At 38.3% G+C, this 15,011-nt stretch carries 14 protein-coding genes; 9 read left to right on the top strand and 5 right to left on the bottom strand.

The window, feature by feature from the left end:
* Positions 1–3: 3 nt before the first annotated feature.
* Complete coding sequence (locus ACTJJG_RS02340; RefSeq protein WP_016806139.1) at positions 4–237, bottom strand: hypothetical protein; 234 nt, start codon at positions 235–237, stop codon at positions 4–6.
* Positions 238–649: 412 nt separating this feature from the next.
* Between ACTJJG_RS02340 and ACTJJG_RS02335 the strand changes: the two genes are divergently transcribed.
* Positions 650–1,741, top strand: coding sequence for a DUF6670 family protein (locus ACTJJG_RS02335; protein WP_440608910.1), 1,092 nt, complete (start codon positions 650–652; stop codon positions 1,739–1,741).
* 677 nt (positions 1,742–2,418) lie between these two features.
* Positions 2,419–2,973 carry a TetR/AcrR family transcriptional regulator gene (locus tag ACTJJG_RS02330; protein WP_372552746.1) on the top strand — a complete coding sequence of 185 codons (555 nt, stop codon included), beginning with the start codon at positions 2,419–2,421 and terminating at the stop codon, positions 2,971–2,973.
* Positions 2,974–3,064: 91 nt separating this feature from the next.
* Here ACTJJG_RS02330 and ACTJJG_RS02325 read toward each other — a convergent pair whose 3' ends face one another.
* Positions 3,065–4,663, bottom strand: coding sequence for a bifunctional aspartate transaminase/aspartate 4-decarboxylase (locus ACTJJG_RS02325; RefSeq protein ID WP_005073522.1), 1,599 nt, complete (start codon positions 4,661–4,663; stop codon positions 3,065–3,067).
* 56 nt (positions 4,664–4,719) lie between these two features.
* The gene (gene aspT, locus ACTJJG_RS02320; protein WP_005068377.1) at positions 4,720–6,405 is read right to left on the bottom strand and encodes an aspartate-alanine antiporter; all 1,686 of its coding nucleotides are present in this window, start codon (positions 6,403–6,405) and stop codon (positions 4,720–4,722) included.
* Positions 6,406–7,410: 1,005 nt separating this feature from the next.
* Between aspT and ACTJJG_RS02315 the strand changes: the two genes are divergently transcribed.
* From ACTJJG_RS02315 to ACTJJG_RS02300, 4 genes are read left to right on the top strand one after another with little or no spacing between them, the layout of a single operon-like run.
* Positions 7,411–8,019 carry a paraquat-inducible protein A gene (locus tag ACTJJG_RS02315; RefSeq protein ID WP_032005371.1) on the top strand — a complete coding sequence of 203 codons (609 nt, stop codon included), beginning with the start codon at positions 7,411–7,413 and terminating at the stop codon, positions 8,017–8,019.
* Positions 8,016–8,825: a paraquat-inducible protein A gene (locus ACTJJG_RS02310; RefSeq protein ID WP_372552745.1), complete on the top strand. Its 810-nt coding sequence runs from the start codon at positions 8,016–8,018 to the stop codon at positions 8,823–8,825. Before ACTJJG_RS02315 ends, ACTJJG_RS02310 begins: the two co-directional genes overlap by 4 nt.
* A gap of 7 nt (positions 8,826–8,832) precedes the next feature.
* Positions 8,833–10,500 (top strand): PqiB family protein, encoded by a 1,668-nt coding sequence (locus ACTJJG_RS02305; RefSeq protein ID WP_372552744.1) that lies wholly within the window; start codon positions 8,833–8,835, stop codon positions 10,498–10,500.
* Positions 10,490–11,197: a PqiC family protein gene (locus tag ACTJJG_RS02300; RefSeq protein WP_032055557.1), complete on the top strand. Its 708-nt coding sequence runs from the start codon at positions 10,490–10,492 to the stop codon at positions 11,195–11,197. Before ACTJJG_RS02305 ends, ACTJJG_RS02300 begins: the two co-directional genes overlap by 11 nt.
* Before the next feature lie 59 nt (positions 11,198–11,256).
* On the opposite strand, the gene uraH is transcribed toward ACTJJG_RS02300, so the two are convergent.
* Both uraH and ACTJJG_RS02290 read right to left on the bottom strand, forming a co-directional pair.
* Entirely contained in the window at positions 11,257–11,658 is a 402-nt protein-coding gene (uraH, locus tag ACTJJG_RS02295; protein WP_000167346.1) for a hydroxyisourate hydrolase, read from the bottom strand.
* Between the two features lie 10 nt (positions 11,659–11,668).
* Positions 11,669–12,136: a GlcG/HbpS family heme-binding protein gene (locus ACTJJG_RS02290; protein WP_080776771.1), complete on the bottom strand. Its 468-nt coding sequence runs from the start codon at positions 12,134–12,136 to the stop codon at positions 11,669–11,671.
* 125 nt (positions 12,137–12,261) lie between these two features.
* On the opposite strand from ACTJJG_RS02290, the gene ACTJJG_RS02285 reads away from it, so the two are divergent.
* The 3 genes from ACTJJG_RS02285 to ACTJJG_RS02275 all read left to right on the top strand — a co-directional run bounded on the left by ACTJJG_RS02285 (position 12,262) and on the right by ACTJJG_RS02275 (position 14,993).
* On the top strand, positions 12,262–12,933 hold the full coding sequence (locus ACTJJG_RS02285) for a heavy metal response regulator transcription factor (protein WP_002055638.1): 672 nt from the start codon (positions 12,262–12,264) through the stop codon (positions 12,931–12,933).
* A complete protein-coding gene (locus tag ACTJJG_RS02280; RefSeq protein ID WP_032055565.1) occupies positions 12,930–14,333 on the top strand; it encodes a heavy metal sensor histidine kinase in 1,404 nt (467 codons plus the stop codon). The genes ACTJJG_RS02285 and ACTJJG_RS02280 overlap by 4 nt, the downstream gene beginning before the upstream one ends.
* Positions 14,334–14,429: 96 nt before the next feature.
* Complete coding sequence (locus ACTJJG_RS02275; protein ID WP_000770558.1) at positions 14,430–14,993, top strand: lipocalin family protein; 564 nt, start codon at positions 14,430–14,432, stop codon at positions 14,991–14,993.
* Positions 14,994–15,011: the final 18 nt, after the last annotated feature.

Raw genomic sequence — 15,011 nt, 5'->3', positions numbered from 1 at the left:
AACCTATTCCAGTTCCAATTGATTATCATCTTTTGTAATTTTAATTTTTAACTTTTTATATTTTCGCTTATTTGGATCTAGGGCTGAGTTCATCACTTCATCCGCGAAAGGCGGACACTGCATCAATTTTGCATAAGCCCTATAGCCGATGCGTATTCGAGTAGGCGGGCAATCGGTTCTTTTTGAGTAGTATTCAATGAGTGAGTTCAGTTCTTGTAATAAAGTTTGCTGTTCCATCATACATACTTAACAATTAGATGACTTAAGCATAATAGACTTAGTCGTTTAGCGGAATATGCCTTTAAAATTTACAGCTCTGTAAATTGTGATTTAGTTCTCCAAAACACATATTTTATGTATGAAGTTTGTTTAGGAGAGATTTTGGATGTTTTTTTAATCGAAATGTCATAAAGAAAGGCTAATTTAGACTCATAACAAAAATGATGAAGATTGTTGCGAACAATAAAATCAAAAGCAATTTTCACAGACGTGGTCGTGAGGTAATTAGGGCTAATTCGAAAGAGTTGGCTTTTTTGTTTTAGTGCATTTGCTTAGATCAAGATGTCCTTTATTAACATTCAATTGCAAATAATCAAGTTCTAATATGGAACTTCATTTTTTAAGTAGATAAAAATAAAGGATCTTAAAAATGTTAATCTCAAGCGATAGATTACCAAAAAGTTTTAAAGACAGAGCCAATCAAAAGGTTGCCAAACTTTCAGGCTCATTGTTGGGAGCTGTTACATCAGAGCGACAAGCAACATTGCCAAAAGAGTTTGAACTCAGTCCTCATACTCTTTATAAGCGCTTTAGTAGTACACATTACGGGGTCATGATTCCTGACTTACCTGAACCATTTCGATATTTATCTTGGGCTTCGGTATTAGGTTATGTTGGATTTACGATTACAGATACCAACTATCAAATGTCTAAAGATGGAAAAGGGGATACAGCTTCTTTGGTACATGGAACAGCATTATCTACAACGCCTGAGGCCTACAGAACATTTTCAATCAAAAATGATATCAAGTTTAACCAAACTCCTTTCGCTATTAATTTTGACAATCAAAGTGTCATGCATGAGGATGGTGATGAATTTATATTAATTACTAAAAGAGAAGATTTAGAACTAGAACTTCATTTAAAGGCTACCAAAGCTATTTCATGGTTTGCCTATAGTGCTTTTTATAAGCATTTTAGTGTCTTGATGCATTATGAAGGCTACATTAAACAAAAAGGCAATAGTGAGACTGTTCAAGGGCTTTGTACGCTTGAGTCTTGGAAAGCTGTAGCGACCTCAATGCTCAAAAACAAATGGTTAGTTGAGAATATTCAACTCCCTGTAAAAGTCTTTAGCTATCAAGTTATTAATATTGACAATGAACAGCAGTTATTACTGGCTTTTATTTGCTATGAAGACCAACCCATTTTGACTTCTGTTTACTATCGTCATATTGATGGAACATCAATCCAATACAACGGCGATATACTTTTTGAAGTAACCAGTCTTCAAGAAGAACCACAGATTACACCTGATGGTTTTCCAATGAGTTTACCAAATACTTTTCGCTGGGCTGCTTATCACAACAATCAAAAGGTTCTAGATATTTCAGCACATGTAGACACTCCATATTGTTTTGGATTGGCTGCTGGTTTCGTTTCTTCTTATGCATGGCAAGGTGAGTTCTATGATCAGCCATTAGTAGGAAGGGGCTATATGGAATATATTGACCGAAGATAAAATCGTTTTAAAACTTAGTTGTTTATCTACAGCTTTAAGCGAACTAGAAAATATCTGTTTTATAAACTCAATTTAACAATAGATTTTAATTATTTATCCTTACTTTTTAATGATCTATTTTAAAACAGATGTCATTTTGTGTGCTTGACTGAAATAGGGTTGGGCACTATCCTTTGCCTGCTGGCCTACATTGCCAGTCGGTTTTAGCAGACCGTCTACAAAAGGCGCACAACAATGCTGTTTTGATTTTTGTGCGTTCTCTTAAGTCACGCCTTTATGGTGAGGCTAGGAGGGACACCTTCGGGTGTGCTGGTTTCCTTTTGTACCAGTCTGCTAACCCTTCTAGTCTTGCCACCATTATTTAGCAGTAATTGGTAAGACTCTTCTAAATCAAAAGGAGTCCGCCGTTATGCGTACTATTAATTTTCTCTCATTGGCAACCTTTGCCAAATTCTTTCTATCCATATCGCTTAGACAGTCTTTAAAACGGCTGAATCGGCTCTAGGTTTCTACACCTTAAGAATCGTTACGACTAAAACATAGCAACAATAAACCAGAGATAGGCGAGCACACTATTATTGTGGGGCTTTTGCATGCCTGTATTTAGCACTCATTTTAAGAGTGGTGGCATTTCTATCTCTTTTATATACAACAAAAAATTATTTTAAGCGGTATACATGAAAAATTTAGAAGTTTCATTTAGAGCAACTCGAGCGCTTTATACAGCAGCAGATTTATTTAAACAATACGGCTTTAACAAGGTCGGGGTAGACCGAATTGTTAGTGAGGCCAAGATGACAAAAGCCACTTTTTACAATTACTTTCACTCCAAAGAAAGATTAATTGAAATGTGTTTGTTGGTTCAAAAAGAACACTTAAAAGAAAAAGTGAGAGCGGTAAGTGAATCTCGTCAATATCCAGATTTGTCTCTTACGCTTAGACAAATTTACCTTTTACATGCGGACTTAAAAGGTGCGTATTACCTGTTGTTTAAAGCGATTTTTGAAATTAAACAGCTTTATCCAAATGCATATCAAACCGCAATTCGCTATAGGCGATGGCTTAAAAATGAAATTTTCTGGGTTCTGCGAGAATCTAAAAAAAGAGCCACATATGAAGAGTCTGATATTTTTGTATTTATGATTGATGGTGCGATTTTTGGGCTTTTAGGTTCAAGCCAAAATGAAGAGCCTGATCAGTTGCTGACTTACTTTTTACAGATAAATGCTTAAATTGAACCTGTTAAATTGAAAAACTGAAATAGCAAATTAAAGAACAGAAAGAAAAAAGTGAGGCTGCTAGAGCCTCACTTTATATAGGTGTTTATTTGCCTTTTTTAGTTTTTAAATACTCTGCATAAGCTTCATCTGCAAAGCGTCTTAAAGAGTCACCAATTGCAGCATATTGGTATTCATTCAAGTTAGCTAAAGATGCACGGGCAGAAGGGTGCTGCACACCGAAGCCAGAACCCGGTAATAAAACTACACCTGTTTCATCGGCAACTCTAAACAATAGCTCGGTCGGATTTTTATTTTTCATGACCCAATCAGCAAACTCATCTCCATAGAGAGTACGTGATGTGTTTTCAAGGTTGACTAGCGTGTAATAATCAACAGCATTTGGATCTGTTGGAACCTCGACACCAAGCTGTCTATAAAGTGCTGCATCGCGTTCACGAACAACAGATTTAACCGCTTTTTTATAGCTCTGGCGTGAGTCCATCATATTAAACAAGGCAAATAAAACCATTTGAACTTGCTGTGGGGTAGATAGACCAGCGGTATGGTTCAAAGCAACATTTCGGCTGTCTGCAACTAAGCGGTCAATAAACTTAATACTTGCTGGGTCGGTAGTTAAAGATGAATAGCGTTCTTCAAGCTCTTTCTTCTCTTTTTTCGATAAGTTCGCAATTTGTTTATCAAGCACATTGTTATTTGAAAGTGCAATGACACCAAGTCGCCAACCAGTCGCACCAAAGTATTTAGAGAACGAGTAAACCAGAATCGTATTATCTGGGCAGATTGCAAATAGTGATTTGAAGTTATCGGCAAACGTACCGTAAACGTCATCGGTCAAAATGATCAGATCAGGGCGTTTTTTGACGATATCGGCCAAAATCGCAAGTCCTTCATCACTCATTTTCACCGATGGTGGGTTACTTGGGTTGACTAAAAAGAAAGCTTTAATAGACGGATCTTCTAACTTTCTAAGCTCCGATTCTGGATATTGCCAATCGAGTTTAGGGTCTGCCGCAATTAATACTTCTTCAAGTTGGTAGTCATTGAGTTTTGGAATCTCAAGATATGGCGTGAAAATAGGGCTACCAATGGCAATGCGGTCACCATTTTTTATAATTTTATTTTCTTTTAATGAGTTAAAAATATAGGCCATTGCGGCTGTTCCGCCTTCGACCGCAAACAAATCTAAGTCTCTTTTTTGCATGCCTTGTACGCCCATTTCTCTTAAGACGTACTCTTTAATAATTGTTTCACTCACTCGAAGCATTCGGTCTGGTACTGGATAGTTACAGCCTAAAATCCCTTCAACCATTTCAAGTAAAAAAAGATCTGGGTCTAAGCCTAACTGGTCGCGCACATAAGACACGGCTTTACCTAAAAAGACTACACCGGGTTTGTCACGGTTTTCCAAAATGAAGTTATCAAAACGTGACTGGAGTCCAACGGGGCGCGGGAAGCCACCTAGACCTTCCGGCATATAGGAAAATGAAAATTCGGATTCGGTCGCAGAAAACAAACCCAGTTGAAAGAACGCTCTACGTGGGATAGTCGCAAGAAAGTTTGGATTACCACGCCCAGCATTTAGCATCATTCGGTCAGTTCTGCTTTGAGCTAATTCTATTAAATTATCTTTTAGTTCAAATGGGCTGAGTTTTGCGTATTTAGAATAATCGACTTTCCCCATGGGACGTCTCCTTAATTATAGTGAGATGAATAAAATTTCTAATTCAATGTATAAAATCAGGCCAAGCCTACAATCAGTGGTCCGAGCAAGGTTAAGAACACATTTGCCAAGGCATAGGTAATTGCAAATGGAACGGTCGGAATCGAGTTTCCTGCTTTGTCTAAAATTGCACCAAATGCAGGGTTTGCACTGCGTGAACCAGATAGTGCACCTGCCATTACTGCAACGTTGTCATAACGCAGAACATAACGAGCAAAGAGCATGGAAAGTAGGAGGGGAACCAGTGTTACCACAACTCCAATCATAAAGAGTGAAAGACCACTTTCTTTAATGGTTTGAATTGCTTGCAAACCTGATTGTAAGCCGACAGCAGCAACGAAGCCTGCAAGTCCCAAATCTTTAAGAAGCTGTGAAGCCGCTAAAGGCATATTGCCATGTACTTGATTTCGACTTCGAATCCAACCAAACAGAAGACCTGATAGTAAAGCACCGCCACCAGCACCAAGTGTTAATGGCACATCACCTAAACGAATCACAAAAAGACCAATCACCAAACCGACCACAAGGCCTGCACCATGGAAAATCCAGTCCGTTTTTAAACTTTCAGGTAGGGCTTTACCTGCTTCTTTCACCAAGCGGTCGAGGTCGCTTTTTGTTCCGTATACAGTGACCACATCGCCTTGGCGTAAAACAGTATCGTCACTTAAAGGTTGTGTCTCATCGTTACGCTTAATTGCAAGTACATAAATACCGTGCTTTAAATACGCAGGCGTATTGGCCTTAATGTCTCCTAAGGTACGGTTGAGATATTTGGAATTTCTTAGGATGACATCGCTGGTATCCATAATCATTTCCATACCTTGCGATGACTGTAATTCGCTACCGATTTGCTCGGCAACTGAAACTACATTGGCACGGCGACCAACCAGTAAAATGACGTCGTCAGTTTGTAAAGTTAGCTCGGGAGCGACATCAATAAACTGATCTTTACGTTTTAACCGTTCAATCGTAATACTCGGCTCTTTTGCTTCAATTTCCGCAATAGTTTGCCCATTGGCTTGTTTAACTTTATAAATACGGCCAACAATTTCGGGCATTGCCAGTTCTTGGCCTGGTGCGAGTTCAAAAGCACCTTTGAGTCGTTCACTCTGAGCTTTTAAAGCATCGTCATGAATTTCTTTACCCATAAATTTAGGCAAGATATTCACACAGACAATAATTGCTCCCAATGAACCGAAAATATAAGTGACCGCATAGCCAATCGCGACATTTGCCTGAAGTCTTTGAATTTCTGCGAGTGGGAGATCGAGTCTAGAAATTGCATCTCCCGCAGTCCCAATAATCGCTGATTGAGTCATGCCGCCCGCAGCGAGACCCGCAGCCAAGCCTTTATCGAGATGAAAAATTTTAGCCATTACTAAAACAGTGACTAAACCACACACTGCCATGAATACTGCTAATAAAATTTCTTTTATGGACTGTGGACCCAGTGATTTAAAAAACTGTGGACCACTTTCAAAGCCGACTGCGTAAATGAAGAGAGCAAATAAAATTGCTTTAACGCCGTTATCGACAGGTACGCCAATAAGACTTAAAACAACTGCGACGAGTAAGGAGCCTGCGACTCCGCCAAACTGAAACTTTCCAAACTGGAATTGTCCAATCCAGAAGCCTATTGCGAGTGATAAGAACAATAATATTTCGGGGCTGTGCTTTAAAACACCTTGTAACCATTCAATCATTTTGATCTCACTTTTATTATTAGATCTATCTTTAATATATAAATTTATTTATTTTTCATTTTTAAAATACAATATGAAAATTACTTAAGCAAACCTTTAAGTTTGGTGGTTTTCTTAAGTTTAATTATAAGAATTAATGAGTTTAAAATGCTTGTGATCTAAGGTTTGGTGGTAATTCTGAGTGTTTAAATCAACTATTAATTTTTTAATGAAAGGTGAAATTTATTTACAATAATATAAAGAATATTTTATGAGATTAAAGTGTATTGCTTATATCTAATTTTGAAAATAAGTTTTTAATATATTGATATTTAAATAATTAATTTTTAATTGCTAGGCTGGTCTTAATTTTTATATAAATTAAAAAATAATCTACTTAAAATTAGTTTTTTGATAATTGTGTCGCATAAATTAATTTTTAATATATTTAAATTAATCTTTATAATGACATTTATTTTTAAAGAAAAATATAAGATTTGAAATTGCCGTTCTTAAATGGAATGTATATTTGAATATAAAAGTGATTAATATTTTTATTTTATATCTTAATTAAAATTATCATATTAAAAAGAGAGGGTTATGGTTATCAAAAAAATTTAACTACTCTATGACCGCTCATACTTTTAAGTAAATCTCTGTCCGCGTGTATAACTAATACGCTATTCTTTCGTACTGGTTTCCCAATGACTCACATGCCGTACTGTTCAGAAATGCTAAATTTTTGATGGTTTCGTGCTGTCACATGCCGATCTAAGATATGTTGGTCATAAAACTGTACTATCTCAGCTTAAGCCTTTGACTTTTAGGTTCTATTTTAATTTGACCACAGAATTTGTACAGATTATTCAGCAGTTTCAATAATATATTGAACAGTACATGGTAATTTTCATCTCAAAATTTATGATGACTTGGATAGTTTTTCGATTGATTTATATTTTAATTTACCTTAGTAATAAAAAGAGTTTTGTGTGACACAGTTAAAACTATAAATCTCAGAGTATAACTATGAAGCTTAAAGAATTAGCAGGTTGTGAGGAATGCGATACTGTCTATCGTAGAACCCCGCTTGCTTATGGGAAAAGAGCTTATTGCTTATGCTGCGGTGCTGAACTCTATCGGCACACCAAACCTTTTTCGACACTGTTGGCATTAATCTTAACGGCGTTGATCGTATTTATTATTGCCAATAGCTTTCCTATTGTAAAAATTGAATTGCAGGGCAACATCTCTGAAACCACTTTACTTGGTGCGGTCTGGGTAATGTTTCATTATGATCGGGCTTTTGTTGGCATTCTTATTTTAATCACCACTTTTATTGTGCCACTTTCCTATCTTTTATTACTCTCCTATGTGTTGGGCACAGTAAGCGTATTGAAGAAAAGACCCACATTTTTAGTATTTGCCTTACGTACACTTTATTTTATGAGAGTGTGGGGAATGGTTGAGGTGTTCTTAATTGGAATCTTGGTCACGCTTGTGAAGTTAATGGGAATGGTGTTGGTCATTCCTGAGATTGCGTTATGGGCATTTGCGATTTTAAGTGTATTGTTGGTCTATATTACTTCCATAAAGGTGAGTGATATATGGAACGAAATTGATAGGTCACTGCCATGAAAACGATAAAAAATGTGACCCAAACACAAAGCTCGCAGCAAGGGTCAATGCTTAAGCAATATCCAAGAGCCAAAGATCTCTCATTAATTGTGTGTCACTGTTGTGGGGTTGTAAATTCTGCTCAAAATGACAAGAGACGACTCAACCAAAGCCATCAGGTATTACGTTGTATTCGTTGTAATAGCGTGCTGCATTTACGTAAACCAGCGAGTTTAAATCGAACTTTTGCTTTAGTGGTGGCTGCGACCATTCTCTATATTCCCGCCAATGTACTTCCAATGACGGTGACTGACTCACTGTTGGGTAGCCAGCAAGATACCATCATGAGTGGGGTCATTTACTTTTGGCAAAGTGGAGACTATCTGGTTTCAGCGGTCATTTTCATGGCCAGTATTTTTATTCCAATGTTAAAGCTACTGATTTTGTATTTTTTATTGGTGGCGGTATATCTTCAACAATCGGCAGCTTGGAAGTTTTTACCCGAGCAATGCGTTAAATTATATCGAGTTGTCGAGTTTATTGGCCGTTGGTCAATGATTGACGTATTTGTGGTGGCACTTTTAACAGCACTCATTCAGATTCAATCACTTGCTACGATTTTAGCAGGGCCGGGTTCGATCGCTTTTGGTGCAGTTGTAGTGTTAACCATGTTTGCATCTTTAAGTTTTGATCCACGACTTATTTGGGATAACTTCTACGCATCTCAAAATACAAATAAGCCTTCTTCCTTTGCCTCAAACAAAACCAAAATTATTCAGGCAGAACACCCGCCGTTGAATAATGATTCCATTAATCCCAGTCAATAAAAGAACAATGAGTATGTCTGAAAATGAAATAACCCATGGTAACTCAGATCGTCGTGATCCGGATGTTGAACTGGATAGCGTGAATGATTTGCCAGAACCCCAAGAAAAGAAAAGTCGGTGGAAGCCTCTTTTAATTTGGCTCATTCCATTGGTTGCTCTTTTAATCGCGCTTTCATTAGCGATAAAAGCGCTCTTGTCTCACGGCCCTACTATTGACGTGTCTTTTAGGACGGCTGAGGGATTGGTCGCGGGTAAAACAACGGTCCGTTATAAACAGGTGGATATTGGTGTAGTACGCCAGATTGATCTTTCAGAAGACCGTTCACACGTGATTGCCAGAATTGATTTGCGTAAAGATGCGAGTAACTTTGCCGCAAAAGATTCACGGTTTTGGGTTGTGCGACCACGGATTGGGACGAGTGGGGTTTCAGGAATAGACACCTTATTGTCAGGTTCATATATTGAAGTGGATGGTGGTAAGTCGGAAGAGAAAAAACTCGAATTTACTGGCTTGGAAATACCGCCAGTGATTACTTCCGATGTGCCGGGTAAAGAATTTTTCTTAAATGCAGATGACTTGGGGTCTTTAGATGTCGGTTCCCCAATTTATTATCGTCGAATTAATGTGGGCCAAATTACAGCCTATAAATTGTCAAATGATGGTAAAACTGTAGAGTTGCAAACTTTTATCCGTGCACCGTATGACAAGTTTGTCACCACAGATGCACGTTTTTGGCAGGCGAGTGGTATTGATGTGAGCTTGAATGCTTCAGGATTTAGTTTAGATACTCAATCGCTGGCAAGTATTGTCGCGGGCGGTATTGCTTTTGGAATTCCTGAAAGCTCGCGTGCTACTACAGCGGCAAATCATAGTCGCTTTAATCTGTGGGACTCGAAATCTGAGGCATTAAAAGAACCTGACGGGCAACCTCGTGGTGTGATTATGTACTTTGATCATTCATTACGTGGACTGTCTGTTGGCGCGCCAATTGATTTCATGGGCATTGAAATTGGTAATGTTAAATCGATTAATGCAGAGTTTTATAACAACTATAAGCAGATTCGTATGCGTGTTGAGGCGGTCATCTATCCGTCACGCGTTGAGAATGGACAGGCACTCAATCCAAACAGCAATATTTTCAAAGATTTTGTTGAACATGGTTGGCGTGCTCAAATGAGAACAGGCAACCTTCTCACGGGTCAAAACTATATTGCCCTAGATAAGTTCCCTAAAGCTAAACCAGCCACATTACAAATTTTGAGTGATGATCGTGTGGTGATTCCAACTACACCAACTGAACTGAGTGGCTTACAAGCACAAGTTTCTCAGATTGCTGATAAGTTAACTAAATTCCCGTTAGTTGAGATTGGGCAAGATGTACGTAAAACGCTCAACAATATGAACACAGCCATTGAGTCTACCGATAAATTGGTTAAACAGTTAGATGGAAAAGTTGCACCTGGTTTACAAGCAACCTTAGACGATGTTCGTAAAACTGTAAGATCGTCAGAGTCTATTTTGTCGAGCGATGCGCCGTTACAACAAGACGTACGTAAAGCATTGCAGCAAATGACACGTGCAGCTGCTTCATTACAGTTAATGGCAGACTATATTGAGCAACATCCTGAATCAATTATTCGTGGTAAAACACCAGAGACCGATGATGAAAAATAAAAACACTCTATCTTTTCAACATCCTAAAGCAGCCAAATGGCTGCTTGGGAGCGGCCTGTTTTTAACGGCAGTTGCCATGACGGCATGTTCGAGTTCGCCAACGCCAAATTATTATACAATGTCCCCTAAAATTACTGCGGCTACAAAATCAACTGTGCAGGTGATTGAGGTTTTACCCGTCGGGATTCCAGACCGATTGGACCGTGCGCCTTTGGTGCTCCAAGACAGTAGTGGTAAGTCTACGCTGTTAAATAATGAACGCTGGACATCGACCATGGGTACGCAATTACGCGATACCTTGTCGGCGGGTTTGCAGCAAAAATTAGGGGCAATTGACAGTTATAGCAGTGGGCTAGCTGGAAACAACCAACCTTTATATCGAGTTTCTACAGACTTTTCTCATTTTGATATTGTAGATAAAAGCTATATTAATATTGCGGTATCTTGGGTGGTGAAGCGTCAAATACCGCCCACTCAATTAGAGTCAAATAATGCAAAAGTCATCACGAATGCAGGATCTCAGCTCAATTGTCGAATTGCTTTTAAGCAGCCGATTGATCAGAAAGCTAAAAAGATGGAAGGTATTGTGAATGCTTCAAGTGAAGCAATGACCCAAATTATTAATACGGTTTCTTCTTCAATTGTGGCGCTAGATTCAAACAAGAAATCGGTTATTAGCAATGGTGTTTGTTCGTAAAACGCATCGTTTTTAATCAACCCCTTTATTTGTGTACAACAGATAAAGGGGTTTTATTTTTAGTTGCCTCTATAGGTTGAATAACCGTAAGGGCTGAGTAATAAAGGAATATGGTAGTGATTTACGCTTCCATCGACTTTAAAAATTACAGGAACCTCGGCAAAAAAAGTTTGTTGTTTGTTCTTTTTAAACCAGTCTTCTGTTTTAAAAGTAACTTTATAAATACCTTGCTCTAGTTTTTTATTTTCTGGATAGAGCGCAGTAATACGACCATTTGAATCTGTCACTTGCTGGTTGAGTTTAACCCACTGGTTATTGGTGTTTTTCTCTAAAACGACTTCAACCTGAGAAGAGGGTAAACCCGTTTCTAGATTTAACACATGCACACTTAGCGGATTAGTTTGTGCAAATGTAGCCGAAGCAATAAATAAAGAAGATAAAGCAATAAATGATTTAGTCATGGTGAACTCCTTATGAATGAAAAACGGTTTCAATGGCTTTGTTTGCGCATTGATTGTCATTTTGTGCGCCGCCAGCACCCGCAACGCCAATCGCGCCGATCACTTGGTTCTCAAAACGAACAGGTACTCCGCCGCCTAACAAAAGTAAATTTGCTACAGTGGTTAAATTTTTTGCATCGGGGTTTTGGTTACTGTTTTGGCTTAAAACCAAGGTCGATGTTTTGGTAGATAACGCGGTATAGGCTTTTTTCTCTGCAGCCATTAAATTATGCGGGCCAACCAACTCATGCCGTTCGGCAGTTAATGGATTACCGCCGCGATCTACAACAACAACCGCAATATTTTGATTTAATTTTTTGCATGCCTCTTTCGCACTGTCGGCTAACAGGTGGGCAGTTTTGAGATCTAACGAATAAACTTGATTCAAAGCAGGGGGCTGTGCAAAAGTACTATTACCAAATAGCACGGCTGCTAACATCAGCCAGTTCAATTTTTTCATAATGATTGCCTCTATGTCGCTTTGAAAATCTTAAACAAATTGCTTAATTTCAAGCATGACAATCACATTACAAAGTTGTCATCTCTCAAATGAGTCTCTACAAAATGCGTATCCTTATTATTGAAGACGAGATCAAGATCGCCACTTATTTGGTCAAAGGATTAAAAGAGTCTGGATATCAAGCGGAGTGTGTTCACTTAGGGCTGCAAGGTTTGGAAATGCTAAAGAGAGATCAATATGACTTGCTTATTCTTGACGTCATGTTGCCGGACATAGACGGCTGGAGCGTATTACAGGTCCTACGCCAGTTTTCAAAAATTCCGGTGATTTTTTTAACGGCAAAAGATCAGGTCATAGATAGAGTTAAAGGGTTAGAGTTGGGTGCAGATGATTACTTGGCTAAACCTTTTTCCTATATTGAACTGTTGGCACGTATTAAAAGTCTGTTAAGACGACAGCAATATCTGCAAGAAAATGAGCTATCTATTAGCGATTTAAAAATGGATGTGGTTAGCCATAAAGTTTGGCGTAGTGGCAACTTAATTGAGCTGAGTAAAACCGAATTTAATTTGTTGCGCTATCTATTGCTCAACAAAGAGCAAATTGTGACACGCAGACAAATTGGTTCCGAAGTTTGGAATATTAACTTTGACACTGATACCAACTTTATTGATGTCGCTGTACGCCGTTTACGAAGCAAAATTGATGAAGGATATGAATTAAAACTCATTCATACCATACGTGGCTTGGGCTATAAAATTTCGGTTAGCTTATGAACTTTAAATTTCTGCGTTCTCTCGAAGTCCGTATTACATTACTGGTCACGCTTTGTTCTGCCTTAATTTTATGTTCCGTCGGCTTTATGACCTATTTAGGCATTAACCAAATTTTATTGAAGCAACAAGATAAAGCTTTAGCAGAGCGAATTAACCGTTTGGAAATTTTGCTGCAAGATAGCGAAAATGTAGAGCAAATTATTGCGCGTCCTAAGCTGTATCAAAACATGCTCGGCAACCAAGACAACTTGTTTCTGCTCATCCATAAAGACAAAACTTTAATTAATATCAATCCGCTCCACATTCAACTGCCTGAACTTGCACAGCGCAACAGTCTTCAATTTCAAGATTTAGTTAACAACTCATATCCAACACGCATTGCTTGGAAAACCATAAAAATTAATAACGAGCCTTATGTGCTCATTGCAGGTAAACAGTGGTCGGAACGCATCAATATTCTTTTACCTTTTCAAGAAAGTTTGTTGATGTATGTGGTCGGGGGCGCGCTTGCAATCTTTGTGCTTTGTATTTTAGCGTGTCATTTTGGTTTACGGTCGCTGCAACAGCTTCGCAAGCAAACTCATTCTATTAACGTAAATCAGCTACAGAAACGGTTAAACCTCCTAAATTCACCTTTAGAAGTTGATCTACTTTCAAAAGATATAAACCATATGCTTGAGCGTATTGAAAAGGGCTATACCCAGCTCAACCGATTTTCTGAAGATATTGCACATGAGTTCCGCACACCTTTAAATAATCTGATTGGGCAAACCGAGATTGCTTTAACTGGCGAACGTTCGGTTGAACAATATGAAGATTTACTGGTTTCTCATTTAGATGATTACCACAGATTAAAACGCATGATTGATAGCATGCTTTTCTTGGCAAGAGCCGATCAGAAAATGGTGCTTGTAAATAAACAAGAAATAAATATCCAAGATGTTATTGATGGGTTATGCCAGATTTTTGAATATCAGGCCGAGGAACAAGACTGTCATTTTAGTTTTAACTTAGAAGCTCAAACGTTATTTGCAGATCCTGAGCTTTTTCAAAGAGCCGTTTATAACCTGATTTTAAATGCGTTGGTTCACGGTGGTGACAAGCGAACTATTTATATCGCAACAAAACATAAGATGATTGAGCATAAGCAATGGGTCAGCCTAACTGTGGTAACGGGTGGTATTTCAATTGCTGAACATCAACTTGAGCATCTTTTTGAAAGATTTTACCAATGCCACTCAAGTCGAAGTGATGAGAATCAAACAGGTGGATTAGGCCTATCGATTGTTGCTTCAATTATGGATCTACATGATGGCCGCTATCGAGTTTATAACACGGTTGAGGGTGTGTGCTTTGAGCTTGATTTTCCAGTTGCCGATGCTCTAAAGAAATACAATTAAATCCTTATTAATGTTGCTTAATTTTTAAAATTCACACTTTGTTCACAGCCCTCTGAAGTATGTTTAAACGTATGAAATAAACAGAAGAGGGCAATCATGAAATTATTATTTAAATCACTTGTCATCAGCAGTAGCCTTGCAGCGGTTAGCTTAATGCTTCCTTTGAGCACCTTTGCCGACACCAATACTAAACCTGTCGCTGTTGATTCTATCGATATTAATAAATATGCAGGTAAGTGGTATGAAATTGCGCATTTACCTATGTTTTTTCAGCGTAATTGTGTAGCCAATACAACTGCAAACTATTCTATTAACGCAGACAAAACCGTTGGTGTTTTAAATAGTTGTACGACTAAAAAAGGCGAAATGATCTCATCAGAAGGCGTTGCTTATCCGCAAAATGAAGGCAACAGTAAATTGAAGGTGAGCTTTTTACCTTCTGGCCTCCGATGGATTCCTTTTACAAAAGGCGATTACTGGGTTTTAAGAGTTGACCCAAATTATCAGGTCGCTTTAGTGGGTGGCCCAAGCCATAAATATTTATGGATTCTTTCTCGTAGCCCTCAACTTGATGAGGCGACATATCAGTCTTATCTGCAAACCGCAAAAAGCTATGGCTACGACGTTTCTAAACTCGTTAAAACAACTCAGTCTAAATAGTGAAATGCTGGTTGCGTA

Origin of the sequence: Acinetobacter sp. 22512 (genome assembly GCF_052044755.1) — a bacterium.
Classification (GTDB): Bacteria; Pseudomonadota; Gammaproteobacteria; order Pseudomonadales; family Moraxellaceae; genus Acinetobacter; species Acinetobacter pittii.
The sequence above is the reverse complement of the archived record's forward strand: the minus strand, read 5'-3'. Positions and strand labels throughout refer to the sequence as shown.

Coding starts and splice junctions, on each gene's coding strand:
- ACTJJG_RS02340 (WP_016806139.1), bottom strand. CDS start 237: ATGGAACAGCAAACTTTATTACAAGAACTGAACTCACTCATTGAATAC.
- ACTJJG_RS02335 (WP_440608910.1), top strand. CDS start 650: ATGTTAATCTCAAGCGATAGATTACCAAAAAGTTTTAAAGACAGAGCC.
- ACTJJG_RS02330 (WP_372552746.1), top strand. CDS start 2,419: ATGAAAAATTTAGAAGTTTCATTTAGAGCAACTCGAGCGCTTTATACA.
- ACTJJG_RS02325 (WP_005073522.1), bottom strand. CDS start 4,663: ATGGGGAAAGTCGATTATTCTAAATACGCAAAACTCAGCCCATTTGAA.
- aspT (WP_005068377.1), bottom strand. CDS start 6,405: ATGATTGAATGGTTACAAGGTGTTTTAAAGCACAGCCCCGAAATATTA.
- ACTJJG_RS02315 (WP_032005371.1), top strand. CDS start 7,411: ATGAAGCTTAAAGAATTAGCAGGTTGTGAGGAATGCGATACTGTCTAT.
- ACTJJG_RS02310 (WP_372552745.1), top strand. CDS start 8,016: ATGAAAACGATAAAAAATGTGACCCAAACACAAAGCTCGCAGCAAGGG.
- ACTJJG_RS02305 (WP_372552744.1), top strand. CDS start 8,833: ATGAGTATGTCTGAAAATGAAATAACCCATGGTAACTCAGATCGTCGT.
- ACTJJG_RS02300 (WP_032055557.1), top strand. CDS start 10,490: ATGAAAAATAAAAACACTCTATCTTTTCAACATCCTAAAGCAGCCAAA.
- uraH (WP_000167346.1), bottom strand. CDS start 11,658: ATGACTAAATCATTTATTGCTTTATCTTCTTTATTTATTGCTTCGGCT.
- ACTJJG_RS02290 (WP_080776771.1), bottom strand. CDS start 12,136: ATGTTAGCAGCCGTGCTATTTGGTAATAGTACTTTTGCACAGCCCCCT.
- ACTJJG_RS02285 (WP_002055638.1), top strand. CDS start 12,262: ATGCGTATCCTTATTATTGAAGACGAGATCAAGATCGCCACTTATTTG.
- ACTJJG_RS02280 (WP_032055565.1), top strand. CDS start 12,930: ATGAACTTTAAATTTCTGCGTTCTCTCGAAGTCCGTATTACATTACTG.
- ACTJJG_RS02275 (WP_000770558.1), top strand. CDS start 14,430: ATGAAATTATTATTTAAATCACTTGTCATCAGCAGTAGCCTTGCAGCG.